Source organism: Pseudomonas sp. LFM046 (assembly GCF_000949385.2).
Lineage (GTDB): Bacteria > Pseudomonadota > Gammaproteobacteria > Pseudomonadales > Pseudomonadaceae > Metapseudomonas.
Map to the genome: position 1 here is coordinate 1,465,414 of NZ_JYKO02000001.1, position 22,880 is coordinate 1,488,293.

The window sequence follows — 22,880 nt, forward strand, 5'->3', positions numbered from 1 at the left end:
CGACAGTGCCGCTGGCCTGTCGCGCTCTGGGCTGGGCGTTTCCCGGCATTACTAGAATTTTGAAATAATTCAATCTATCGGTATCAATCGATAGTAATGGATAATCGCCAGGTTTTTTCGCTTGCCATTTCCAGCACTTGGGAGGAAATGGCGCTGACCTAGGGGAGTTATGGATGATATTGGCGCTCATCGTCGCGCTGCCCTTTCTTGGGGCCCTTCTTCCACCACTGGCCGAGCGCCATGGCCGCACCGCTTGCGCGGGCGTTGCCGCGCTGGTGCCGCTGATCGGCCTGAGCCTGCTGCTGGCCCAGGCCGATAACGTTTTCGCTGGCGAGACCCTGAAACTGGTGATGCCCTGGCTGCCGGGCTTCGGCCTGAGCTTCAGCCTGCGTCTTGACGGCCTGGGTTTCCTGTTCGCCCTGCTGATCCTCGGCATCGGCTTGCTGGTCATCCTCTACGCCCGCTACTACCTGTCGACCGAAGAGCCGATGGGGCGTTTCTTCGCCTTTCTGCTGCTGTTCATGGGCGCCATGCTCGGCGTGGTGCTGTCGGAGAACCTGCTGCTGATGCTGGTGTTCTGGGAGCTGACGAGCCTCTCGTCGTTCCTGCTGATCGGCTTCTGGGGATACCGCTCCGACGCCCGCAAGGGCGCACGCATGGCCCTGGCCGTGACCGGCGGTGGCGGTCTGGCGTTGTTCGCCGGCGTGCTGCTGGTGGGATATATCGCCGGCAGTTTCGAGCTGAGCCAGGTGCTCGCGGCGGGTGAGCAGATCCGCGCCCACAGCCTCTATCCGGTGGCCCTGATACTGGTTCTGCTGGGGGTGTTCACCAAGTCCGCGCAGTTCCCGTTCCACTTCTGGCTGCCCCACGCCATGGCGGCGCCCACGCCGGTGTCCGCCTACCTGCACTCCGCCACCATGGTGAAGGCGGGGGTGTTCCTGCTGGCGCGCCTCTACCCGGCGCTGGCCGGTTCCGATCTCTGGTTCTACCTGGTCAGCCTGAGCGGCCTGGCGACGCTCCTGATCGGCGCCGGCATGGCCTTGTTCCAGCACGACCTGAAGGGCTTGCTGGCGTACTCGACCATCAGTCACCTGGGCCTGATCACCCTGCTGTTCGGCCTGGATTCGCAGCTGTCCAACGTCGCGGCGGTGTTTCACATCATCAACCATGCGACCTTCAAGGCGTCGCTCTTCATGGCCGCCGGGATCATCGACCACGAGACCGGCAGCCGCGACATGCGCCTGATAAACGGGATGTGGAAGTACATGCCGCACACCGCGGTGCTGGCGATGGTGGCGTCCCTGGCGATGGCGGGCGTGCCCTTGCTGAACGGCTTCCTGAGCAAGGAGATGTTCTTCGGCGAAACCCTGCAGCAGGACCTGCTGGGTAGCTTCAGCTGGGTGGTGCCAGCGGCTGCCACCCTGGCCGGCGTGTTCTCGGTGGCCTACTCGCTGCGTTTCGTCCATGACGTCTTCTTCAACGGCGAGCCGGCTTCCCTGCCCAAGTTCCCGCCCCATGAGCCGCCGCGCTACATGAAGGTGCCGGTGGAAATCCTGGTGTTCCTCTGCCTGCTGGTAGGCATGTTCCCCGGCTTCACCGTGGCCCCGCTGCTGGCGGCGGCCGCTGCAGCCAGCCTTGGCGGCCAGCTGCCGGAATACAGCCTGGCCATCTGGCACGGCTTCAACCTGCCGCTGGCCATGAGTTTCGTGGCGCTGGTGGGTGGCGTGCTGGTCTATGTCCTGCGCAAGCCGCTGTTCCGCTGGTATGCCGGCCTGCCCGAAACCGACGCCAAGGAAGTCTTCGAACAGCAGGTGCAGCGCTCCACCCAGGCGGCCCGCTGGATCACCGAACACCTGGAAAATGGTTCCCTGCAGCGCTACCTGGCCTGGCTGCTGGGCTCGACCGTGGTACTGGTGGCGCTATCCCTGGCACCGCTGCCGCAGATCGCCGGCGAAAGAACGCTGACGCCGCTGGACGGCATCACGGCCCTCGGCCTGGTGGTGCTGGCCCTGGCCGGCGTGCTGACGGCGATCTTCCATCGCCAGCGGCTGATTGCCCTGATGATCCTCGGTGTCGCCGGTCTGCTGGTGGCCCTGGCCTTCGCCCGCTTCTCCGCTCCCGACCTGGCCCTGACCCAGTTGGTGGTGGAAGTGGTGACCCTGGTGTTGCTGATCCTGGCGCTCTACTACCTGCCATCGCGCACGCCGGGAGAGAGCTCCAGCCTGCGTGGCCTGCGCGACTTCGTCCTGGCCAGCGGCGCCGGGGTGATGGTGGCCCTGCTGGCCTACGCGGTGCTGACCCGTCCCTATGCCAGCATTGCTGACTTCTTCATCGCCAATGCCGTTTCCGGTGGCGGCGGCACCAACGTGGTGAACGTGATCCTGGTGGACTTCCGAGGCTTCGACACCCTGGGCGAGATCACCGTCCTGGCCATCGCCGCCGTGGGCATCTACGCCATGCTCTCCGGCCTGCGCCTGACCAATCCCACGTGCGACCCGCAGGGTCGGCGCTGGGCCCACGCCAAGCACCCGCTGGTGCTGGAAACCCTGTCGCGCCTGCTGCTGCCCCTGGCGCTGCTGATCTCCGTGTTCATCTTCCTGCGCGGGCACAACCTGCCGGGCGGCGGCTTTATCGCCGGCCTGATCACCGCCGTGGCCCTGGTGCTGCAGTACATCGCCAGCGGCATTGCCTGGGTGGAGCAGCGCATGAACCTGAACTACCAGCGCATGGCGGGTGCCGGGGTGCTGATCGCGGGCCTCACCGGCCTCGGCAGCTGGGCCTTCGGGCGCAATTTCCTCACCTCCGCCTTCGGCCACTTCGAGCTGCCGCTGGTGGGTGAATTCGAACTGGCCACCGCCATGCTGTTCGACCTCGGCGTGTACCTGACTGTCGTCGGCTCCACCCAACTGGTGCTGGTCAACCTGGGGCGGGTCAGCCTGGCCCCGGCCGCGAGCAAGGAGATTCACTGATGGAGGCGCTGTTCGCCGTGACCCTGGGCCTGCTCACCACCAGTGGTGTCTATCTGCTGCTGCGCGGGCGGACCTTCCCCGTGGTGCTGGGTCTGACCCTCCTGTCCTATGCCGTCAACCTGTTCCTCTTCGCCATGGGCCGCCTGGCCGGCGAGGCCGCGGTGCTCGGGCGGGACGTCCAGTACGCCGATCCGGTGCCGCAGGCCCTGGTGCTCACCGCTATCGTCATCGGTTTCGCCATGACCGCATTCGTGGTGGTCCTGGCCTTGCGTGGCATCGGCGACCTGGGCAGCGACCATGTGGATGGCCGCCCCGACCAGGAGTCGGCGCCATGACCCATCTGTCGATCCTGCCCATCCTGATCCCACTGTTCAGCGGTGCCCTGCTGCTGGTGCTGCCGTCCAACGAGCGCCTCAAGCGCACCGTGTCGGTCCTCGCGACCCTGGCTCTGGTGCCGCTGGCGCTGCTGCTGATGCAGCAGGCGGGCGACGGCCAGCTGCGGGTGTATGCCCTCGGCGGCTGGCAGCCACCCTTCGGCATCGTGCTGATGCTGGACCGCCTGACCGGACTCATGCTGCTGGCCACTGCCGTGCTGGCCAGTGGCGCCGTGCTCTATGCCGTACGGGGTGATGACCGCATCGGCCTGCGCTTTCACGGCCTGTTCCAGTTCCAGCTGCTGGGCATCAACGGTGCCTTCCTCACGGGCGATCTGTTCAACCTCTTCGTCTTCTTCGAGATCCTGCTGATCGCCTCCTATGCACTGCTGATGCATGGCGGCGGTGCGGAGCGGGTGAGGGCGGGGCTGCACTACGTGATCCTCAACCTCGCCGGCTCGGCGCTGTTCCTGATCGCAGTCGGCACCCTCTACGGCATCACCGGCACCCTGAACATGGCCGACATGGCGAGCCGGGTGGCCGCGGCCGGTCCGCAGAACGCGCCTGTGCTGGCCGCCGCCGGGTTGGTCCTGCTGCTGGTGTTCGCCCTCAAGGCGGCGCTCCTGCCCCTGTACTTCTGGCTGCCCCGCGCCTACGCCGCGGCCAGTGCACCGGTGGCGGCACTCTTCGCGATCATGACCAAGGTGGGCATCTACTCCATCCTGCGGGTCTACAGCCTGGTCTTCGGCCCCGAGGCGGGCGAACTGGCCAACCTGGCCCAGCCCTGGCTCTGGCCGCTGGCCCTGGCCACCGTGATCCTCGGTGCCCTGGGTGCACTGGCCGCGACCACCCTTCAGGGTCTGCTGGCCTATCTGGTGGTGGTGTCCGCCGGTACCCTGCTGGCGGCCATCGCCTTGGGAACTCCCGAAGCCCAAGGCGCGGCGCTTTTCTATCTGTTGCACAGCACCTGGGTGGCCGGTGCGCTGTTCCTGCTCGCCGACCTGGTCAGTCGCCAGCGCGGCGAGAAGGCTGGCGCGCTGGTGCAGGGCCCCGCGTTGCAGAACCCCGGCATCCTTGGCGCGGCCTTCTTCTTCGGCGCCATCGCCGTGGCCGGCCTGCCACCCCTATCAGGCTTCTTCGCCAAGCTCCTGCTGCTCCAGGCGGCACCGCCCGGCGGTGGCGCGCTGCCCCTGTGGAGCGTGTTGCTGATCGGCGGCTTCGTCGGCCTGGTGGCCTTGAGCCGCGCCGGCAGCACCCTGTTCTGGCGCACTGGCCACCAGGTCCTGGGCAGTGCCGAACTGGACGGCGGCCGGCTCTTCGCGACCCTGTTGCTGCTGGCCGGCAGCCTGGTACTGGTGGCCTTCGCCCAGCCGCTGCTGGAGTACGCGCAGGCCAGCGCTGCGCAACTTCATGACCTGACGCTCTATCGCTCGATCGTCGGGGAGGCTGGAGCATGATGCGTCGACTCTTTCCCCATCCCGCCGAAAGCCTGCTGCTGCTGGTTGTCTGGTTGTTGCTGGTGGACTCCTTCGCCTTCGGCCAGTGGCTGCTGGGCGCCTTCCTCGGTTGGGTAATCCCGTTCTGCTTCCAGCCCTTGCTGATCGAGCGGCCGAAACGCTGGCGCCCGCTCAAGCTGCTGCGCTTCCTGCTGATGGTGATCGGCGATGTGGTGGTGGCCAACTTTCAGGTGGCGCGCCTGACCCTGGGCCGCATCGACGCGCTGCGCCCGGCCTTCGTGGAAGTGCCCATCGATCTGGACAACGAGCTGGCCATCAGTGTGCTGGTGAACGTGGTGTCGCTGACCCCCGGCTCGCTGGCCGCCGACCTCAGCGCTGACCGCCGGACGCTGCTGGTGCACGGTCTGGACGTTCCGGACCCGGCCGCCATGGTGGCCGAGATCAAGACGCGCTATGAGGCGCCGCTGAAGGAGATCTTCCCATGCTCGGCTTCGTGATCCCGCTCTGCCTGGTCATGCTGGGCCTGGCGCTGGTGCTGACCCTGGCCCGGCTCATCAAGGGGCCGTGCCTGCCGGATCGGGTGCTGGCCCTGGATACCCTCTACGTCAACGCCATCGCCATGCTGGTGCTCTATGGCATCTGGAAGGGCAGCGAATTGTTCTTCGAAGTGGCGCTGCTGATCGCGGTGCTGGGCTTCGTCAGCACCGTGGCGGTGGCCAAGTACATGCTGCGCGGAGACATCATCGAATGACCGGCGAACCCCTGGCCCTCTGGGCGGAAATCCTCGTCTCGGCGCTGCTGATCCTCGGCAGCCTCTTCGTGCTGATCGGCGCCATCGGCCTCTACCGCCTGCCGGACTTCTTCATGCGCCTGCACGGCCCGACCAAGGCCACCACCCTGGGGGTGGGCGGCGTGGTCATCGCGTCCCTGGTGTTCTTCTCCGCCGGGCCCGACGGCCTCAGCCTGCACGAGTTGCTGATCAGCCTGTTCCTCTTCATCAGCGCCCCGGTCAGCGCCTACATGCTGACCAAGGCAGCGGTGCTGCAGCAGTTGCCGGTAGACAGCAAGACCCGCGGCAAACCCTGGGACCAGTGAGCGCTACAGTTTTTCCCCCTCGCTGTGCCTGGCTATCGAGGCGGGCATCCCCCTAGACTCCGGTTTTTCACAGGGAGGTGGTGAATGGCGCAGCAGGGTCGATTGATGGCAGTAGCCTGCCTGGTGCTGGCCATGGCCATCTGGGGCAGCTCCTTCATCGCCCTCAAGCTGGCCTTCCGCGAGGTCGCGCCGCACTGGGTGATCTTCGCCCGTATGGCCCTGGGCAGCGTGGTGTTCCTCTGCGCCTGGCGCTGGCGTGGCGCCCTCGACTACCGCCCCGGCGACTGGAAGTACCTGCTGGGCCTGGCCGCCTGCGAGCCCTGCCTCTACTTCATCTTCGAGGCCCTGGCGCTGGAACACACCAGCGCCTCCCAGGCCGGCATGATCACCGCGCTCCTGCCGCTGCTGGTGGCGGTGGGTGCTTATGCGCTGCTTCATGAGCGAATCACGCGCAGCACCCTGGCCGGCTTCCTGCTCGCGGTGATCGGCGCCGTCTGGCTGAGCCTGGCGGGTGAATCCGACAGCCACGCGCCGCAGCCGCTGCTGGGCAACTTCTACGAATTTCTCGCCATGCTCTGCGCGACGGGCTACACGCTGCTGCTCAAGCACCTGACCGCGCGCTACTCGGCATTCTTCCTGACGGCCATGCAGGCCTTCGTCGGCAGCGTGTTCTTCCTGCCACTGGCCTGGGTCACGTCTCCGCTGCCGGAAACCATCAGCCCGCTGGGCATCGGCGCCATGATCTACCTCGGCACCCTGGTCACGGTGGGCGCATACGGCCTCTACAACTTCGGGGTGTCGAGGCTGCCTGCCAGCCAGGCCACCAGTTTCATCAACCTGATTCCGGTCTTTACGCTGGTCTTGGCCTGGGGCTTTCTCGGCGAGCGGCTCGGCGGCATGCAGTTGCTGGCCGCCGGGCTGGTGTTCGTCGGGGTGGCGCTGAGCCAGTGGCGCAGCACCGCCCCGGCCCCGGCGGGCGTGCTGGACTAGCGCTAGGGATTCAGCCAGGCCAGCACCACGTCCAGCATCCGGTTGGCGAACGCCCACTCGTTGTCGTACCAGGCCAGCACTTTCACCAGGTCCCCCTGCACCCGGGTGTGATTCAGGTCCACCACGCAGGAAATCGGGTGGCCGTTGAAGTCGCTGGACACCAGCGGCAAGGCATTACACTCCATCACGCCCGGCGGCAAATCACGCGCTCCCGCCTCCAGGGCCCTGTTGATGGACTCGCGACTGGTGGGGCGCTCGGCGATGAAACTCAGGTCCAGCAGGGACACGTTTGGCGTCGGCACCCGTACCGCCAGTCCATCCAGACGGCCCGCAAGCTCCGGCAACACCAGGCCGATGGCCTTGGCCGCTCCCGTGCTGGTGGGAATCATCGAGAGCGCCGCCGCGCGGGCCCGATAGAGGTCGCCGTGGCTCTTGTCCAGCAGGTTCTGGTCGTTGGTGTAGGCGTGCACCGTGGTCACCAGGCCGCTGCGGATACCCACCTCACGGTGCAGCAGCAGTGCCAGCGGGGCCAGGCAGTTGGTGGTGCAGGATGCGTTGGAGACGATCTGCTGGCTGCCCAGCGCCTCGTGGTTGACGCCATAGACCACCGTCAGGTCGGCGCTGTCCAGCGGGTGGGACAGCAGCACGCGGGGGGCCCCCGCGGTGAGGTGCTGTTCCACCTGGGCGCGCTTTTTCATCTTGCCCGAGCACTCCAGCACCAGGTCCACGCCCAGTTGGTCCCAGGGGAGATTGATCGGGTCGCGCTCACGCAGCAGGCGGATGGTCTGGCTATTCACCTGCAAATGGTCGTCGTGCAGGGCGACGTGGCCGTGGAAGCGGCCGAAGGTGGAATCGAATCGGGTGAGGTGGGCCAGCGACTCGAAGTCGCCGAGGTCATTGATGGCTTCGATGCGCAGGCGCTGTTCGAGACCCCGCTCGAACAGCGCACGAACCAAGGCGCGACCGATGCGCCCGTATCCATTCAGGGCGATACGCAGCATGGTGTTCTCCTTCCTGTTGTCCTTCACTCAGCTTAGTGGTGAAGGTCCGGAAGGGCGCCCTGAGTTGAACGAGAAATCTATCCCGGATCAGTTGTCGCGAGCGCCGCCGAAGGAGGCGCAGCCGCGCATGGGTTTGCCGTCCAGGCGCAGCTCGGCGCTCAGGTGCTGGACCGCGCCGCTCATGCTGTCGACGCAGCGTTGCGGCGCCACCCAGAGTTCCAGGCGCTGGCCGTTGGCTTCGCTGGAGAGGTTGAAGCGGCCTTCCGGCAATTGTTCTTCGACGTAGGGCAGGGCCAGGGAGGGCTGGCCGGGACGGTCGAGCACCAGGCCCTTGCCGCTGACATTCAGGCTCCAGTCTGGCTCGTGGCCGTTGGCCTGCAGGAGCAGACGCTTGAAGTTGAGGTCGGTGCAGCCATGGCCTTCCCGTTGCAGGCGGTACAGGGTGTGCAAGTCCAGCTGGCCGTCGACACCGGGCAGCGTGCTCGGGCCCATGCTGGCGCGGACATCGGCGAACAGGGGGCCGGGGCCATCGGCCGAGAGGTTGGCCGCTTCGGGCAGCAGGCCGGTGGCGCCACTGTCCACCAGGGCGAAGCGGCGCTTCTCGCCACACGGGCTGAACATGACCTGGCCAGCGTCTACGCTCAGCTGACCTTGCAGGCGCACCAGGTTGGCGGCGGGGGCAGGGGCTTTTTCGGCGAACATCTGGCAGGCGCCGAACAGGGGCAAGAGGCTGAACAGCAGGGGGCGGGCGAGGCGCATCGGGGGTCTCCTTCAGGGAGCGGCAACGTTACCGGTGCGGGGCGCCCAGCTCAAGCGCGGAGCGTGCAGATGATCCAGTACAAGCGTGTCTATGAAACGGCGGAAACCCACGATGGCCAGCGGGTCCTGGTGGATCGCCTCTGGCCACGGGGTTGCCGCAAGGAATCCCTGGGCCTGGTGGCCTGGCTGAAGGACGTGGCGCCGTCGGACACCCTGCGCAAGCAGTTCTGCCACGACCCGGCGCTGTTCGACGAATTCCGTCTGCTCTATCGCGCCGAACTGGCGGCCCGTCCCGAGCACTGGCAGGGGCTTTTGGAGATGGCGCGCAAGGGCAACCTGACATTGCTCTACGCGGCGAAGGATGAGGTGCACAACAACGCCGTGGTACTGGCGGAATTCCTCGAGGAAGAGCTGGAACGGAGCGGCCCGCCCAGCTCGCCGGTCTGCTACGCCGGCGAGCTGTAGGACGCGGTCAACAACTCACGGAGGCCCTTACCACACGCGATAGGTCTGCCCGGTCTGCGCACCCTCCGCGCTCTTCGCGTAGGCCAGCGCCGCCAGTGCCGCAGGCACTGCCTTGTAGCCACGGAAGTAGGGCGCGTAGGCCGGTAGGGCTTCCTCGATCACGGTGGGGCTGACGCTGTTGATGCGCATGCCACGCGGCAGCTCCAGGGCAGCGCTGCGCACGAAGGCGTCGATGGCGCCGTTGACCAGGCTGGCTGACGCGCCGTAGCGGATCGGATCGTCGCTCAATACGCCGGAGGTCAGGGTGAAGGAGGCGCCGTCATTGGCGAACTCGCGGCCGATCAGCACCAGGTTCACCTGGCCCATCAGCTTGTCCTTGAGGCCGATCGCGAACTCGGCCTCGCCCATCTCCTCCAGCGCACCGAAATGCACCTTGCCCACCGCGCTGATCAGTGCATCGAAGGGACCGGCCGCTTCGAACATCCGGCGGATCGACGCCGAATCGGTGATGTTCACCTGCAGCGCGCCGCTGCTGTGGCCGACACGAACGATCTCGTGGCGATCCTTCAGTTCACTGTCGATGGCCCGGCCGATGGTGCCGCTGGCACCGACGAGGATGATTTTCATGGGGTGGCTCCAGGGTTGTGAGGTGGCTTCCCGATCAGTGTAGAGTGCCGTCTATTGTCGATAATCCATGCAATTGGAAATCTTTGGTTTTCAATTGGAAACAATGAGGCGGTGTCAGCCATGAGTGAAATGGACGATCTGGCGGCCTTCGCGGTGCTGATGGACGCCGGCAGTTTTACTGCGGCGGCGGAGCGCCTGGGTTGCAGCAAGGGGCAGCTGTCCAAGCGCATCCGTCTGCTGGAGCAGGGCCTGGGCGCGGCCTTGCTGCATCGCACCACCCGCCGCCTGGGCCTGACCGCCGCCGGCGCGGCGCTGCTGCCGGAAGCCCAGGCCCTGGCCGCGCAAGCCGAGCGGGCGCGGCAGAGCGTGCGGCGCCTGCAGGAGGACCTGACCGGCTGTGTGCGGCTGACGGTGCCGGTGTCCCTCGGGGAAACCTTCTTCGATGCGCTGCTGCTGGATTTCACCCGCCAGTACGGGCAGCTCCGGGTGGAACTGGACTTGCACAACGGCTATCGCGACCTGATTGCCGACGGCTTCGACCTGGCCATCCGTTCCGGCACTGACCTGGACGACCGCCTGGTGGCCCGGCCGCTGTTCTCATTGCAGGAAATCACCTGTGCGACGCCGGCCTACCTGGCGGCCCACGGCGAGCCCCGGCAGCCGGCGGATCTGGCGCGGCACCAGTGCCTATTGAACACCCACTACAGCGGCTTCGAGGAATGGCTCTACCACCGCCAGCACCAGTTGGAGCGGGTCAAGGTGGCGGGGGCCCTGGCCAGCAACCACTACAGCCTGCTGAAGAAAGCGGCCCTGTCCGGCGCTGGCATCGCCCGGCTGCCGTCCTACATGGTCTATGACGAGCTGACGGAAGGCCGACTGGTGTGGCTGCTGCGGGACTACCAGACGCGGCAGACCCCGGTGTTCCTGGTCCACCCCTGGCAGGGCGGCTTGCCGCGCCGTACCCAGGTGCTGGCGGATTACCTCTTGGCCTGGTTCGAACGCAGCCGGCAGTTGCTGGACCAGGCAGCGGAATAGGGCCGCTTTGCTTTGTCCTGTAGGGGCGAATTCATTCGCCAAGCAGGCCGAAGGGCTGCCATGCAAGGTTCCCAAGGGGCAGCTGCGCTGCCCTAGGCGAATGAATTCGCCCCTACAACGGATCGCCTGAATCAGGAACGCGAATTTCCTAACCGCAAGCTGTACTCCGCCACCGCCTTCTCATCCGCCGCGACCCGCTCCGGCAGGAACTCCCGGAGGAACTCCACCCAGGTGCGGATCTTCGCGTCGAGGAACTGCCGCGAGGGGTACAGGGCGTAAATGCCCAGGGGAAAGAGGCTGTGGTTGGGCAGCACGCGCACCAGGCTGCCGTCCTTGAGGCCGCTGATGGCCGAGTACACCGGCAACACGCCGATGCCGATGCCGGCCTTGATCGCCTCGGTCATGGCGTCGGCGGTGTTCACCTGGAAGGGCGTCTGGTTGACGCTGATCATTTCCTGGCCGTCCGGGCCGTCGAACAGCCACTTGTCCAGGGACATCACGTTGTTCACCAGGCGCAGGCAGCGGTGCTTTGCCAGTTCCGACGGCAGGCGCGGCGCACCGTGCTTCTCGATATAGCCAGGGGATGCGCAGAGCACGCTGTAGGTGGTGCCCAACTGCTTGGAAATGAAGCCCGAGTCCGGCAGCTCCTGGGCGATCACCACGGAAATGTCGTAGCCCTCGTCGAGGATGTCGGTCGTGCGGTTGGCCAGGGTCAGGTCGAAGCTCACGTCCGGGTACTTCTCGCTGTACTGGGCAATGGCCTTGATCAGGTAGTGCTGGCCGATGCCGGTCATGGCATGGACTTTCAGGTTCCCCACCGGACGCGCATGGGCCTCGCTGGCCTCGGCTTCGGCTTCCTCGATATAGGCGAGGATCTGCTCGCAACGCAGCAGGTACCGCTGGCCGGCTTCGGTCAGGGCGATGCGGCGGGTCGTGCGGTGCAGCAGGCGGGTGCGCAGGTGGGATTCGAGGGTGGCCACCGCACGGGAGATGTACGAGGTGGTCAGGTCCATGCGCTGGGCAGCCGCGGTGAAGCTGCCAGTCTCCGCCACGCAGACGAAGGCGCGCATGTTGAAGAGGATGTCCATTGAGGGTTCCGGCCCGGGAGGGAGGCAAATTTTGTCACGAAGCGTGTCGGGGGATTATGGCTGATTCAGTACACAATCCTTTATCTATCCGTCGCCTTATCGTCACTCATTCCCGGCCCTAGAATCGCCGCCGATCCAGGCCCCGTGCCTGGCTACCCAGCATTCAGGATCTGCCGCAGTGCACCGCAATCCTTGGCCCGGCTTCGCCCGCGCCAGTCTGTTCGCCGTTGTTTCCCTTCTATCCGCCTGTATCGACAGCCAGGGCATCGCCCCTCAGGCCGAGCGCCTGGATATCGCCCGTCTGGACCAAGGCACCGCCATCCGCCGTGCCGAGCAGGACGCCGCCTGGCCCAGCGCCCAGTGGTGGCGCGCCTATGGCGACCCGCAGCTGGACGCCTGGATGGACCAGGCCCTGGCCAACAGCCCCAACCTCGCCATGGCCGCCGCGCGTGTCCGTCAGGCGCGCGCCCTGGCTGGCGTGGTGGAGTCCGCCGAGCAGCCCCAGGTCAACCTGGAGGCCAATATGCAGCGCAAGCACTGGCCGGATGACTTCTTCTACGGCCCCGGCGAACTGGCCCGCACCAGCAGCTGGAACAACATCAGCCTGCTGGGCTTCAGCTACGACCTCGACCTCTGGGGCCGTGAGCGCAGCCGTAGCCATCAGGCCCTGGACCAGGCCCAGGTGGCAGTGGCCGAGGCGCGCCTGGCCGCCCTGGCGCTGCAGGGCAACCTGGTGCGCAGCTATATCCGCCTGGCGCTGCTGCATGCCGAGAAGGACATCGCCGACGCCAGCCTTGCACAGCAGGAACAAATCCTTCGCCTGGCCGAGCAGCGCCTGCGTGACGGCATCGGCACGCGCCTGGAGGTCAGCCGTGCCGAAGCGCCGCTGCCGGAAACCCATCGGCAGATCGATGCCTTGGACGAATCCATCGCCCTGACCCGCAACCAGATGGCGGCACTCGCCGGCAAAGGGCCGGGGGAGGGCGAGCGCCTGCAACGGCCTCGCCTCGACCTCCAGCAGGTGCCCGGCCTGCCGGCACTACTGCCGCTGGAACTGCTGGGCCGCCGCCCGGACCTGGTGGCCAGCCGCTGGCAGGTGGCGGCCCAGGCCCGTGGCATCGAAGTCGCCAAAGCCGGCTTCTACCCCAACATCAATCTCCTGGGCGGTCTGGGTTCCAACGCCACCCAGGGCGGCATGCTGGATTTCCTCCGCTACGACAAGCTCACCTACAACCTGGGCCCGGCCCTCAGCCTGCCGGTGTTCGACGGTGGCCTGCGCAGGGGCCAGCTGGGCGCTGCGGCCGCCGAGTACGACCTGGCGGTGGAGCATTACAACCAGACATTGGTCAGCGCCCTGCAACAGGTGGCTGACGCCCTGGTGCGCATCCGATCGCTGCACCAGCAGGAGGCGCTGGCCGCCGAAGCCGTGGCCGCCGCGCAGAAGACCTGCGACCTCGCGCTGCTGGCCCAGCAGCGTGGCCTCACCGGCTTCGACACCGTGCTGGAAACCCAGCCCACCCTGTTCCAGCGCCAGCTCAAGCAACAGCAGGTGCGCGCGGCGCAGCTCGCCGCCCAGGCCGACCTGCTGCTGGCCCTGGGCGGCGGCGTGCTGCCCGAGCCCGCCGGCCCGGCCGATCTCGGCCTGGCGCCGCAAGAACCCCGCCTGCGCTTTCTCCCCAAGCCCTGAGGACCCTCCATGGTGCACACCTTCAACCGCGCGCTGGCCGAGTGGGCGCGCAGTGACGGCCTGACCTGGGCCTTCATCTTCAAGGCGCTGCTCACCGCCTTCCTCGCCCTCTGGCTGGCCTATCGGCTGGAGCTGCCGCAACCGGGCACCGTGCTGGTGACCGTGTTCATCGTCATGCAGCCCCAGAGCGGGCAGGTCCTCGCCAAGAGCTTCTACCGCATCATCGGCACCCTGCTGGGGCTGACGGTGATGGTGGTGCTGATCGCCCTGTTCAACCAGGAACGGGTGCTGTTCATGCTGTGCCTGGCCATCTGGATCGGTCTGTGCACCGCCGGCGCCGCGCGCTACCGCGACTTTCGCGGCTACGCCTGTGTGCTGGCCGGCTACACGGCGGTGATGATCGGCCTGCCGGCCACGACCCACCCCGACGACGCCTTCATGCTCGCCCTCTGGCGAGTGCTGGAGATCAGCCTGGGCATCCTCTGCACCGGCCTGGTGAACGGCCTGATCCTGCCCCAGAGCACCAGCACCGACCTGCGCAACACCCTGCACGGGCGTTTTCGCGACTTCGCCACCTTTGCCTGCGAGGGGTTGGCCGGCGGGCTGGACACCGCCCGCTTCGACGCCAGCAACGCGCGTTTCGCCGCCGCCGCCGTGAGCCTGGAGAACATGCGCAGCGCCACCGCCTTCGAAGACCCGCACATGCGCATGCGCAGCGGCCGGCTGGCGCGGCTGAACAATGAATTCATGGTGCTCTCCACCCGCTTCCATGGCCTGCACCAGCTGCTGCGAAGGCTGGCGGGCGGAGCGGACGCGCCTGCAGGAGCGAGCTCTGCTCGCGAAGACTCGGAGCGGCCGGCGTTCGCCAGCAGCGCTGGCTCCTATGGTGGTGGCGTGGTGCTGGACGCGTTGCAGCCCTGCCTGGCGGAGGTCGCCCGATTACTGGCGCCGTTGCGCGACCGCTTGAGCAGCGAAGCCGATGCCGCGCAATTGGCCGTTCGCCTGGAAGCCTGCAAGCAGGAGCTGATGCAGCTGATTCGCGCCGGCCGCGCGCAACTCGCCTTGCAGCAGCCCAGCGAAGCCCTGACCCTGGACTACGACACCGCCGCCGAATTGCTCTACCGCTTCGCCGACGACCTGCACAACTACGCCCAGACCCATGCGTCCCTGCTGGAAGACCACCACGCCCGCGAACAGTGGAAGGAAAGCTTCCGGCCTCGTGCCAATGCCGTGGCTGCCACCGTCGCAGGCCTGCGCAGCAGCCTGCTGATCCTGGTGCTGAGCCTGTTCTGGATGGCCACCGCCTGGCCCAGTGGCGGCACCTTCGCCATGACCATCGGCATGGTGTCCGCGTTGGCATCCTCGTCCTCCAACCCCCGGCGGCTGTCGCTGCAGCTCACCCTCGGCGCTGCTGCGGGGGCGTGCCTCGGCATCTTCATGACCTTCCGGGTGCTGCCGGAAATCGACGGTTTCGCGCTGCTCTGTTGTGCCCTGGCGCCGGTGGTCGCCCTCGGTGCCTTCCTGCTGGCGCGGCCACAACTGGCGGGCGCCGGACTGGGTCTGCTGGTGTGGTTCAGCATGACCTCCATGCCGGCCAACCAGACCCTGTTCGACCCGCACCGGGTGCTCAACGAATACCTCGCCTCGGTGCTGTCCATGGCGCTGGCCACGGCGGCTGCGGCGATCATCCTGCCGCCCAATCGCCCCTGGCTCTGGCGGCGCCTGGAGCGTGAGCTGCGCCTGTGCGTGGTGCGTGCCGTGAGCGGGCGGATGAAGGGGCTGGTGTCCGGCTTCGAGAGCGGCACCCGCGACCTGCTGAACCAGGCCTACCTGTATTCCTCCGGTCGCCCGGATGTGCAGCGCCAACTGTTGCGCTGGATGTTCCTGGTGCAGGAAGTGGGGCATGCGGTGATCGAGCTCCGCCTGGAGCAGGCGCGGCTGCCGGCGCTGTCCTGCTACGCCGAATCCATGCCCTGGCGAAGCGCCATCCGAGCCATGGGGCGGGCCCTGGTGCGGCTGTTCATCCAGCCCTCGGAAGCCAACCGCCAGCGCGCCCTGATGGCCGTGGAGCAGGCCATCGACAGCGTGCGCGGCACGGCCGAGCCCTGCGCACCGCAGTTCGACACCTCGCCCCTGCGCCGTCTGCAGAGCTACCTGCACTTCATCCGTACCTCGCTGCTGGACCCGCAGAACCCCCTGGCCGATGACGCCGTTCCGGCCCGCCTGCAAGGAGTCGCCCATGCCGCGTGAAATCGCCCTGCACGGCGTTTACATGCCGACCCTGACCATCCTGTTCCTGGTGGCCTTCCTGCTGGGCTGGGTGCTCGACCGCCTGTTCGCCTGGTGCGGGCTGTATCGCCACGCCTGGCATCCGGCGCTGCTGCGCGTCGGCCTGTTCACCTGCCTGTATGGCGCCCTGGCGCTGACCATCTACCGTTGAGGCTCCCATGTCCCTGAAACGAATCATCAGTGTCGGCGCGACCCTGCTCATCCTCGCCCTGGCGGTGCTGCTGGTACGCACCCTCTGGCTGCACTACATGGACTCGCCCTGGACCCGCGACGGCCGGGTGCGCGCCGATGTGATCAACATCGCCCCGGATGTGGCCGGGCTGGTGGTGGAGGTCCCCGCGCGGGATAACCAGAAGGTGGCGGCGGGCGACCTGCTGCTGCGCATCGACCCGTCGCACTACGAGGTGGCGGTGAAGCAGGCAGAAGCCCTGGTGGCGGCGCGCAAGGCGGCGCTGGAGATGCGCAAGGTGAACGCCGACCGCCGCGCCGACATGGACGACCTGGTGGTCTCCCGCGAAAGCCGCGAGGACGCTGGCCACCTGGCCGCCACGGCCCTGGCCGAATACCAGGAAGCGCTGGCGGCGCTGGATGCGGCAAAGCTCAACCTGGCACGCACCGAAGTGCGGGCGCCGGTGGCGGGGCACATCACCAACCTCAACGTTTACAAGGGCGACTATGCCGAGCGCGGCGAAGCCAGCATGGCGCTGGTGGATGATCAGTCCTTCTACGTCAACGGCTACTTCGAGGAGACCCGCCTGCGGCACATCAAGGAGGGCGACCGCGCCGAACTGCGGCTGATGGGTGGCCAGCGTTTGCGCGGCCATGTGGACAGCATCGCCCGGGGCATCTACGACCGTGACAACCCGGAAAGCCGCGAACTGACCGCCGACGTGAATCCCACCTTCAACTGGGTGCGCCTGGCTCAACGGGTGCCGGTACGCATTCACCTGGACGAGGTGCCGGAAGACGTGCTGCTGGCCGCCGGCATGACCTGCACCGTGGTGATAGGCGAGGAGGGCCGGGAACCGGAAACGTCCGGGTTCCTCGATGGATTGTTGTTCGCCCAGTAAAGAGTCCTTGGCGTATCCGGCGCTGTTTCGGACGTTTGCCGATTATTAAAATGACTGCGCCTCCCACGACGAGGCGCTTGCTGCCGTAAACATCACCGCAAGGTGTTGCGCTGTACCTTCGGCCAGTTCGTGGAGAGCTGGCCGAAGTTCTAACTTCCAATCCCTCCGGAAACTATTCAATGAAAGCTCTTGCCTTGCTGGCACTCGCCGGCACGTCTGCCTTCGCCCTGGCTGAAGAGCCGGTGGAATCTGCCGTTGAGCATTATCACTACGGGATGGAGCTGGATATCGCCCGGATCATTTCCCGCAGTGAAATCCCCGATGCCTGTGGCGTAGTTCCGGCCTATATGACGTATGAAGATCACCAGGGCAGAGTTCATCGCCTGGAATATAGGGTGTTCGGCCAGGGGTGCAGTAACGGTTGATTCAACTTGTAGGGGCGAATTTATTCGCCAAGGGCCGCAACGCGGCCCCATTGTTCACGCCTCCTGCGCCTTCAGGAACAGGCTGAACAACTCCGACTGCGATTTGATCCCCAGCTTGCTGTAGATGTGCTTGCGGTGGACCTTCACCGTCTCGCTGGAGATATCCAGCTTGCGGGCGATTTCCTTGCTGGAGCAGCCGCTCAGCATCAACCGCCCCACCTCCAGTTCCCGCGCGGTGAGCGCCGCCTCCACCTTCTGCCCGGCGCTCTCCAGTTGCTCTTGCCAGGCGGGCGCCGGTGGCGGCGGGCTGGCCATCAATTCCTGCTCGAACGCCAGGCGCTGGCGCATCAGTCCAGCCACCCAGGGCCGGATCAAACCGAGCAGGGCGATCTGTTCCGGGTTGAAGGACTGCCGGGAACCGAGGGAGAGGCAGAGCGTACGCCCGCTCTCCAGCGGCACATTGAGCTGCACTTCATCGGCCACGACGTTAAGGCTGAAGTACCGCTGGTAGTAATCCGTCTGCTCGAAGTATTCGGGGGCCACATCGGCCAGGCGGAACAGCCCGCCCTCATTGCGCTCACGGCTGGCGATGTAGAACGGGTCCAGCAGGTAGAGCCCACGCAGGTAGTCCTGGAACAGCGGATCAGGCCCGCCGTCGGCGCCGGGGCACTCGGCGAACACCTGGGGCCGGCCATCGCTGAAGAGCAGGGCGACCCAGCTGTCGAAGGGCACGTATTGCTCCAGCAGGCGCACCAGGGCGATCCAGAAGCCCGGACGGTCGAGTTGTTCGATCAGCCGGCCGACGGACTGGTGCCAGGCGATGTCCTGCAAGGTCAGACTCATGTTTCTACCCCCGATGGGTTACCACGCCTGCGTAATTACCCCGTGCCTGGTCGCGCTCCATACTCCGGGCATGCCAGGGCGAGAGCCGAGCATTGTGACGCTTGCTCGCCCGCTGACAAGAACCAGGAGCACCCATGAAGGTCGAACTCGTCCAACTCGCCGGCCGTGACGGCGATACCGCTTACAACCTGGAGCGCACCCTGAAGGCCATCGCCGCCTGCGCACCGGATACCGACCTGGTGGTCTTCCCGGAAACCCAGCTGATGGGCTTCCCCACCGCAGACACCATCGCCGCCGTGGCCGAGCCGCTGGACGGTCCGAGCGTGCAGGCGGTGCAGCGTGCCGCCCGCGAGCGGGGCGTCGCCGTGGTGGTGGGCGTGGCGGAGAACGACGCCGGCACCTTCTACAACACGACCCTGCTGATCACCCCGGAAGGCATCGCCCTGCGCTACCGCAAGACCCACCTCTGGGCCTCGGACCGCGGCATCTTCACCCCGGGTGACCGCTACGCCACGGCGCTGTGGAAGGGCATTCGCGTCGGCATCCTGATCTGCTTCGACATCGAGTTTCCTGAAAGCGCCCGCGCCCTGGGCCAACTGGGCGCCGAGCTGATCCTGGTGACCAACGGCAACATGGACCCCTATGGCCCCACTCACCGCACCGCGATCATGGCGCGTGCCATGGAGAACCAGGCCTACGCCGTGATGGTGAACCGGGTGGGCGAGGGCGATGGCGGGCTGGTGTTCGCCGGCGGCAGCGCGGTGGTGGACCCCTTCGGCCAGCTGCTCTGCGAGGCCGGTCGCGAGGAGTGCCGGCAGATCGTCGAACTGGACCTTGCGCGCCTCGAGTCCGCCCGCCGCGATTACCGCTACCTGGACGAGCGCCGCCTGGTGCTGCCGGGTGAGCGCATCGACCACCCGGACGGCCGCCGCGAGCTGCTGATTTCCTGATCCCGCTCCTGGCCGCCCCGACGCAGGGCGGCCTTTTCCTGCTCTCTGCCACAACAACCAACAATTCGGAGTAACGGTAATGGCTCAACTTCAGCGCACCCTGTCGTTGGGGGCGGTGGTGCTTTTCGGCATCGCCTACATGACCCCGATCATCGTCCTCGGCACCTTCGGCATCCTCGCCGACACCACTGGCGGCGTCGTGCCGACGGCCTACCTGGCCGCTTCGGTGGCCATGCTCTTCACCGCCTTCAGCTACGCCCGCATGGCCGCCGCGTTCCCGGTGGCCGGTTCGGCCTACAGCTACGTGCGCCGCGCCATCAATCCCAAGCTCGGCTTCCTGGCCGGCTGGGCCGTGCTGCTGGACTACCTGTTCCTGCCCATGGCGATCTGGCTGATCGGCGCCGCCTACCTGCACTCGGCCTTCCCGGCGGTGCCCCAGGCGGTCTGGGTGCTGGCCTTTATCGGCGTCACCACCGCCATCAACGTGGTGGGCCTGCGCCTGGCGAAGAACGTCAACGGCGCGCTGATGCTGGTGCAGTTCCTGGTGTTGGTGGCATTCGTGGTGCTCTGTGTGCACTACGTGCTGGGCGATGCCAGCCAGCCGCTGTGGTCCCTCGAACCCTTCCTCAAGGAGGGTATGCAGTGGCCGCTGATCATGGGCGGCGCGGCCATCGCCTGCTATTCGTTCCTCGGCTTCGACGCGGTGAGCACGCTCACCGAGGAAACCCGTGACCCGCGCCGCACCATTCCGCGCGCCATTCTGCTGATCACCCTGATCGGCGGCGTGATCTTCATCGCCACGTCCTACTTCGTGCAGCTGGCCCACCCCTCCACCGCGTTCCAGAGTGCCGACTCGGCGTCCTACGAGATCGCCCGCAACATCGGCGGCGACCTGTTCGTGTCGATCTTCCTCATCGGCCTGATCGTCGGGCAGTTCACCTCGGGCCTGTCGGCCCAGGCCAGTGCCTCGCGTCTGCTGTACGCCATGGGCCGCGATGGCGTCCTGCCGCCGTCCCTGTTCGGCCGCCTGAGCGAACGCTTCGGCACCCCGGTGGGCAGCATCGTGCTCTGCGGCGCGGTGGCCCTGCTGGCGCTGCACATGGATGTGACCACGTCCACGTCCTTCATCAACTTCGGCGCCTTCCTGGCCTTCACCCTGGTGAACCTCTCGGTGATCTTCCACTACTGGCTGAACGGCGAGCGCCGTGGCCCGCGCGAGTTGGTGCAATACCTGCTGTTCCCGCTGGCGGGGATGGTGGCGACCCTCTGGCTGATGGTCAGCCTGGATCACCTGGCGATCATCCTCGGCCTGTCCTGGCTGGCGCTTGGGGTCATCTACCTCGGCTGGCTCACCGGCGGATTCCGCCGCCAGCCGCCGGAGCTGAGCTTCGACGAAGCCTGATGGACAGGCCGCCCTCTGGCCCGTCGTCCGCCTGGCGCGGGCAGGACTATGATCGGGTTATGGGGCCGAGGTGTTCGGCCCCTGCGATCAACCTGCCGGTCATGGCAGCCGAGGGACGGCCATGCACAAAACGCAACGGCTCCAGCGTCTGGATGGCCGCCTGGTCATGGTGGGGTTCGGTTGCATCGGGCAAGGCGTACTTCCCCTCCTGCTGCGCCACCTGAATCCGAACCCGGACCAGTTGCTGGTCCTGAGTGCGGAGGCGGCCGGCCAATCCGTCGCCGAGGCGCAAGGCATCACGTTCAGGCGGGTAGCCCTTGCACCGGACAATTACCGGGAGACACTCGCCCCGTTGCTGGGGCCGGGCGATTTCCTGCTCAACCTCTCGGTGGGTGTTTCCACCCTGGCGCTGCTGGAGTTCTGCCGCGAGCGCGATGTGCTCTACCTGGACACCTGTATCGAGCCCTGGCCGGGCGGCTACACCGATCCGCAACGTCCACTGTCCCAGCGCACCAACCATGCCCTGCGGGAAGCGGCGCTGGCGCTGCGCCGGCCGGGCGAAGATGCTCCCACCGCCCTGTTGACCCACGGCGCGAACCCCGGCCTGGTGTCGCATCTGGTCAAGCAGGCGTTGCTCAACCTGGCCAAGGACTGCGGCGAATCCGTTCAGGCGCCGATCGGGCGCGAGGCATGGGCCGCACTCGCCGAACACCTGGGGGTGCGCTGCATCCATATCGCCGAGCGGGACTCCCAGCAGTCGTTGCGCCGCAAACAGGACGATGAGTTCGTCAACACCTGGTCCATCGCCGGCTTCATCGCAGAGGCCTGCCAACCGGCGGAGCTGGGCTGGGGGAGCCATGAGAGGAACCTTCCGCCGGATGGCCACCGCCATGAGCGCGGCTGCCAGGCCGCGATCTACCTGCGCCGGCCAGGCGCCGCAACGCAGGTACGCACCTGGACGCCCAGCGGGCCGACGCTCGGCTATCTGATCACCCATGGGGAATCCATCTCCATGGCCGACTACTTCACCCTGGGGCCGGCCGAGAGCCCGCGCTACCGACCCACGGTGCTTTACGCCTACCAGCCGTGTGACGACGCCGTGCTGTCCCTGCGTGAACTGGCGGCGCGCAACTGGCAGCCGCAACGCCGTGCCAGGTTGTTGCTCGACGACATCACCAGCGGCCATGACGACCTGGGCGTCCTGTTGCTTGGCCACGGGCGGCAGGCCTATTGGTTTGGCTCGCGGCTGTCCATCGAACAGGCGCGCGCACTCTGCCCACACAACAACGCCACCAGCCTGCAAGTGACCGCCTCGGTGCTGGCCGGCGTGGTCTGGACCCTGCGCAATCCGCGTCGCGGCATCCTTGAGCCGGATGAACTGCCCTACGCCGACCTGCTGGAGCTGGCGCGCCCCTACCTGGGTGAGCTGATGGGCTTCTACACCGACTGGACTCCCCTGCAGGGACGCGAACGGCTGGTGGCGGAAACCCTGGACCGCGACGACCCCTGGCAGTTCGTGAACGTCCGCGCCTAGCCCCTGTGAGGCCTGTTGACGAGTGCCCTGACCGTCTGATCCCGATGTGGGCACGATGCGATGGGCGGGGGTTGGATGGATGGTGAATGGCCTGATCACTTGCGTAGAATTGGCCGCTTCGTCGTACTTCACCCCTACATCACATGGCCTACCACGACCGATTCCGTCTCAGCTCCCACGCAGTAATCATCAACCAGGACAACCAGGTCCTGATGCTCAAGGCCACGTACGGAGAATGTGGCTGGGGTCTTCCAGGCGGCTCATTCGAACCGGGGGAAACCATTCACGAGGCCCTGGAGCGCGAGTGCAAGGAAGAACTCGGGGTTGGCGTGATCGCCCATCACCTGACCGGTGTCTACTACCACAGCGCTTATGAGTCGCAGTCCTTCATCTTCCGCTGTGACCTGGCCGACGACGGCCCCATCCAGCTCAGCTTCGAGCATTCCGAGTACCGCTTTTTTTCGCTGCACGAACTGAACCACATGCAGCGGCGACGGATCGAGGACTGCCTGAACTATTCCGGTATCGTGTCCAGCGCGAAATTCTGAGCAAGGCACCGCTGGGAAGCACTTCATTTGAACCTGGAAAGCAATGTCCTGACGACGTGGTCATGAGTCACCGGCTCTACCGGTGACGATTCGACTGCCCGGGCGAGCAGGGTGAAGCCGATCCGGTAGGGTGCGCCGTGCGCACCGGTGGTTGGACGGGGTGCTGAAGCCGATCCCGGAATCGGTGCGCACAGCACACCCTACGGTCCAGACCGGGCGAAAGGGGGCTACCTACTGCCATCCACCAACTGAGCGCTTGCGCTCGAAGTGCA

General features: G+C 66.5%; 23 protein-coding genes. 18 read left to right on the forward strand and 5 right to left on the reverse strand.

What is annotated here, in order from left to right:
- Positions 1 to 173 precede the first annotated feature (173 nt).
- The 7 genes from TQ98_RS06900 to TQ98_RS06930 all read left to right on the forward strand — a co-directional run bounded on the left by TQ98_RS06900 (position 174) and on the right by TQ98_RS06930 (position 6,885).
- Complete coding sequence (locus TQ98_RS06900) at positions 174 to 2,969, forward strand: monovalent cation/H+ antiporter subunit A (protein ID WP_044871639.1); 2,796 nt, start codon at positions 174 to 176, stop codon at positions 2,967 to 2,969.
- On the forward strand, positions 2,969 to 3,304 hold the full coding sequence (locus tag TQ98_RS06905; protein WP_044871638.1) for a Na+/H+ antiporter subunit C: 336 nt from the start codon (positions 2,969 to 2,971) through the stop codon (positions 3,302 to 3,304). Before TQ98_RS06900 ends, TQ98_RS06905 begins: the two co-directional genes overlap by 1 nt.
- Positions 3,301 to 4,800 carry a monovalent cation/H+ antiporter subunit D gene (locus TQ98_RS06910; protein ID WP_044871637.1) on the forward strand — a complete coding sequence of 500 codons (1,500 nt, stop codon included), beginning with the start codon at positions 3,301 to 3,303 and terminating at the stop codon, positions 4,798 to 4,800. The genes TQ98_RS06905 and TQ98_RS06910 overlap by 4 nt, the downstream gene beginning before the upstream one ends.
- Positions 4,797 to 5,297 carry a Na+/H+ antiporter subunit E gene (locus TQ98_RS06915; protein ID WP_044871636.1) on the forward strand — a complete coding sequence of 167 codons (501 nt, stop codon included), beginning with the start codon at positions 4,797 to 4,799 and terminating at the stop codon, positions 5,295 to 5,297. Before TQ98_RS06910 ends, TQ98_RS06915 begins: the two co-directional genes overlap by 4 nt.
- Complete coding sequence (locus tag TQ98_RS06920; protein ID WP_044871635.1) at positions 5,282 to 5,551, forward strand: K+/H+ antiporter subunit F; 270 nt, start codon at positions 5,282 to 5,284, stop codon at positions 5,549 to 5,551. Before TQ98_RS06915 ends, TQ98_RS06920 begins: the two co-directional genes overlap by 16 nt.
- Complete coding sequence (locus TQ98_RS06925; RefSeq protein WP_044871634.1) at positions 5,548 to 5,895, forward strand: Na+/H+ antiporter subunit G; 348 nt, start codon at positions 5,548 to 5,550, stop codon at positions 5,893 to 5,895. Before TQ98_RS06920 ends, TQ98_RS06925 begins: the two co-directional genes overlap by 4 nt.
- Positions 5,896 to 6,000: 105 nt before the next feature.
- Positions 6,001 to 6,885: a DMT family transporter gene (locus TQ98_RS06930; RefSeq protein WP_242443060.1), complete on the forward strand. Its 885-nt coding sequence runs from the start codon at positions 6,001 to 6,003 to the stop codon at positions 6,883 to 6,885.
- A gap of 2 nt (positions 6,886 to 6,887) precedes the next feature.
- Here the strand turns inward: TQ98_RS06930 and gap are convergent, their stop codons facing one another.
- On the reverse strand, positions 6,888 to 7,886 hold the full coding sequence (gap, locus tag TQ98_RS06935; RefSeq protein WP_044871632.1) for a type I glyceraldehyde-3-phosphate dehydrogenase: 999 nt from the start codon (positions 7,884 to 7,886) through the stop codon (positions 6,888 to 6,890).
- 87 nt (positions 7,887 to 7,973) lie between these two features.
- Positions 7,974 to 8,645: a membrane protein gene (locus TQ98_RS06940; protein WP_044871631.1), complete on the reverse strand. Its 672-nt coding sequence runs from the start codon at positions 8,643 to 8,645 to the stop codon at positions 7,974 to 7,976.
- Positions 8,646 to 8,714: 69 nt separating this feature from the next.
- Between TQ98_RS06940 and TQ98_RS06945 the strand changes: the two genes are divergently transcribed.
- Positions 8,715 to 9,110 (forward strand): DUF488 domain-containing protein, encoded by a 396-nt coding sequence (locus TQ98_RS06945; protein ID WP_044871630.1) that lies wholly within the window; start codon positions 8,715 to 8,717, stop codon positions 9,108 to 9,110.
- Positions 9,111 to 9,137: 27 nt separating this feature from the next.
- On the opposite strand, the gene TQ98_RS06950 is transcribed toward TQ98_RS06945, so the two are convergent.
- On the reverse strand, positions 9,138 to 9,737 hold the full coding sequence (locus tag TQ98_RS06950) for a short chain dehydrogenase (RefSeq protein WP_044871629.1): 600 nt from the start codon (positions 9,735 to 9,737) through the stop codon (positions 9,138 to 9,140).
- 120 nt (positions 9,738 to 9,857) lie between these two features.
- On the opposite strand from TQ98_RS06950, the gene TQ98_RS06955 reads away from it, so the two are divergent.
- The gene (locus TQ98_RS06955) at positions 9,858 to 10,772 is read left to right on the forward strand and encodes a LysR family transcriptional regulator (RefSeq protein ID WP_044871628.1); all 915 of its coding nucleotides are present in this window, start codon (positions 9,858 to 9,860) and stop codon (positions 10,770 to 10,772) included.
- A 131-nt stretch (positions 10,773 to 10,903) separates the two neighbouring features.
- Here the strand turns inward: TQ98_RS06955 and TQ98_RS06960 are convergent, their stop codons facing one another.
- Positions 10,904 to 11,860 (reverse strand): LysR family transcriptional regulator, encoded by a 957-nt coding sequence (locus TQ98_RS06960; protein WP_044871627.1) that lies wholly within the window; start codon positions 11,858 to 11,860, stop codon positions 10,904 to 10,906.
- A 178-nt stretch (positions 11,861 to 12,038) separates the two neighbouring features.
- Here TQ98_RS06960 and TQ98_RS06965 point away from each other — a divergent pair, with 178 nt between their 5' ends.
- The 5 genes from TQ98_RS06965 (at position 12,039) to TQ98_RS06985 (ending at position 17,331) form a co-directional block, all read left to right on the forward strand.
- Positions 12,039 to 13,547, forward strand: coding sequence for an efflux transporter outer membrane subunit (locus TQ98_RS06965; protein WP_103102898.1), 1,509 nt, complete (start codon positions 12,039 to 12,041; stop codon positions 13,545 to 13,547).
- A gap of 9 nt (positions 13,548 to 13,556) precedes the next feature.
- A complete protein-coding gene (locus TQ98_RS06970; RefSeq protein WP_044871624.1) occupies positions 13,557 to 15,797 on the forward strand; it encodes an FUSC family protein in 2,241 nt (746 codons plus the stop codon).
- Positions 15,787 to 15,987: a DUF1656 domain-containing protein gene (locus TQ98_RS06975; RefSeq protein WP_044871623.1), complete on the forward strand. Its 201-nt coding sequence runs from the start codon at positions 15,787 to 15,789 to the stop codon at positions 15,985 to 15,987. The genes TQ98_RS06970 and TQ98_RS06975 overlap by 11 nt, the downstream gene beginning before the upstream one ends.
- Before the next feature lie 7 nt (positions 15,988 to 15,994).
- Complete coding sequence (locus tag TQ98_RS06980; protein ID WP_044871622.1) at positions 15,995 to 16,906, forward strand: HlyD family secretion protein; 912 nt, start codon at positions 15,995 to 15,997, stop codon at positions 16,904 to 16,906.
- 179 nt (positions 16,907 to 17,085) lie between these two features.
- Positions 17,086 to 17,331 carry a DUF2790 domain-containing protein gene (locus tag TQ98_RS06985; protein WP_044871621.1) on the forward strand — a complete coding sequence of 82 codons (246 nt, stop codon included), beginning with the start codon at positions 17,086 to 17,088 and terminating at the stop codon, positions 17,329 to 17,331.
- Between the two features lie 54 nt (positions 17,332 to 17,385).
- Here the strand turns inward: TQ98_RS06985 and TQ98_RS06990 are convergent, their stop codons facing one another.
- Positions 17,386 to 18,174: a LuxR C-terminal-related transcriptional regulator gene (locus TQ98_RS06990; protein ID WP_044871620.1), complete on the reverse strand. Its 789-nt coding sequence runs from the start codon at positions 18,172 to 18,174 to the stop codon at positions 17,386 to 17,388.
- Positions 18,175 to 18,308: 134 nt separating this feature from the next.
- Between TQ98_RS06990 and TQ98_RS06995 the strand changes: the two genes are divergently transcribed.
- The 4 genes from TQ98_RS06995 (at position 18,309) to TQ98_RS07010 (ending at position 22,608) form a co-directional block, all read left to right on the forward strand.
- Entirely contained in the window at positions 18,309 to 19,124 is an 816-nt protein-coding gene (locus TQ98_RS06995; RefSeq protein WP_044871619.1) for a carbon-nitrogen hydrolase family protein, read from the forward strand.
- 79 nt (positions 19,125 to 19,203) lie between these two features.
- The gene (locus tag TQ98_RS07000; protein WP_044871618.1) at positions 19,204 to 20,526 is read left to right on the forward strand and encodes an APC family permease; all 1,323 of its coding nucleotides are present in this window, start codon (positions 19,204 to 19,206) and stop codon (positions 20,524 to 20,526) included.
- 121 nt (positions 20,527 to 20,647) lie between these two features.
- Positions 20,648 to 22,060, forward strand: a complete 1,413-nt coding sequence (locus TQ98_RS07005) for a saccharopine dehydrogenase NADP-binding domain-containing protein (RefSeq protein ID WP_044871617.1) — start codon at positions 20,648 to 20,650, stop codon at positions 22,058 to 22,060.
- A 143-nt stretch (positions 22,061 to 22,203) separates the two neighbouring features.
- Complete coding sequence (locus tag TQ98_RS07010) at positions 22,204 to 22,608, forward strand: NUDIX domain-containing protein (RefSeq protein ID WP_044871616.1); 405 nt, start codon at positions 22,204 to 22,206, stop codon at positions 22,606 to 22,608.
- The last annotated feature ends 272 nt before the right edge of the window (positions 22,609 to 22,880 follow it).

Coding starts and splice junctions, on each gene's coding strand:
- TQ98_RS06920 (WP_044871635.1), top strand. CDS start 5,282: ATGCTCGGCTTCGTGATCCCGCTCTGCCTGGTCATGCTGGGCCTGGCG.
- TQ98_RS07010 (WP_044871616.1), top strand. CDS start 22,204: ATGGCCTACCACGACCGATTCCGTCTCAGCTCCCACGCAGTAATCATC.
- TQ98_RS06980 (WP_044871622.1), top strand. CDS start 15,995: ATGTCCCTGAAACGAATCATCAGTGTCGGCGCGACCCTGCTCATCCTC.
- TQ98_RS07000 (WP_044871618.1), top strand. CDS start 19,204: ATGGCTCAACTTCAGCGCACCCTGTCGTTGGGGGCGGTGGTGCTTTTC.
- TQ98_RS06985 (WP_044871621.1), top strand. CDS start 17,086: ATGAAAGCTCTTGCCTTGCTGGCACTCGCCGGCACGTCTGCCTTCGCC.
- TQ98_RS06905 (WP_044871638.1), top strand. CDS start 2,969: ATGGAGGCGCTGTTCGCCGTGACCCTGGGCCTGCTCACCACCAGTGGT.
- TQ98_RS06925 (WP_044871634.1), top strand. CDS start 5,548: ATGACCGGCGAACCCCTGGCCCTCTGGGCGGAAATCCTCGTCTCGGCG.
- TQ98_RS06970 (WP_044871624.1), top strand. CDS start 13,557: ATGGTGCACACCTTCAACCGCGCGCTGGCCGAGTGGGCGCGCAGTGAC.
- gap (WP_044871632.1), bottom strand. CDS start 7,886: ATGCTGCGTATCGCCCTGAATGGATACGGGCGCATCGGTCGCGCCTTG.
- TQ98_RS06990 (WP_044871620.1), bottom strand. CDS start 18,174: ATGAGTCTGACCTTGCAGGACATCGCCTGGCACCAGTCCGTCGGCCGG.
- TQ98_RS06930 (WP_242443060.1), top strand. CDS start 6,001: ATGGCAGTAGCCTGCCTGGTGCTGGCCATGGCCATCTGGGGCAGCTCC.
- TQ98_RS06975 (WP_044871623.1), top strand. CDS start 15,787: ATGCCGCGTGAAATCGCCCTGCACGGCGTTTACATGCCGACCCTGACC.
- TQ98_RS06955 (WP_044871628.1), top strand. CDS start 9,858: ATGAGTGAAATGGACGATCTGGCGGCCTTCGCGGTGCTGATGGACGCC.
- TQ98_RS06910 (WP_044871637.1), top strand. CDS start 3,301: ATGACCCATCTGTCGATCCTGCCCATCCTGATCCCACTGTTCAGCGGT.
- TQ98_RS06940 (WP_044871631.1), bottom strand. CDS start 8,645: ATGCGCCTCGCCCGCCCCCTGCTGTTCAGCCTCTTGCCCCTGTTCGGC.
- TQ98_RS06915 (WP_044871636.1), top strand. CDS start 4,797: ATGATGCGTCGACTCTTTCCCCATCCCGCCGAAAGCCTGCTGCTGCTG.
- TQ98_RS06945 (WP_044871630.1), top strand. CDS start 8,715: ATGATCCAGTACAAGCGTGTCTATGAAACGGCGGAAACCCACGATGGC.
- TQ98_RS06900 (WP_044871639.1), top strand. CDS start 174: ATGATATTGGCGCTCATCGTCGCGCTGCCCTTTCTTGGGGCCCTTCTT.
- TQ98_RS06960 (WP_044871627.1), bottom strand. CDS start 11,860: ATGGACATCCTCTTCAACATGCGCGCCTTCGTCTGCGTGGCGGAGACT.
- TQ98_RS07005 (WP_044871617.1), top strand. CDS start 20,648: ATGCACAAAACGCAACGGCTCCAGCGTCTGGATGGCCGCCTGGTCATG.
- TQ98_RS06950 (WP_044871629.1), bottom strand. CDS start 9,737: ATGAAAATCATCCTCGTCGGTGCCAGCGGCACCATCGGCCGGGCCATC.
- TQ98_RS06995 (WP_044871619.1), top strand. CDS start 18,309: ATGAAGGTCGAACTCGTCCAACTCGCCGGCCGTGACGGCGATACCGCT.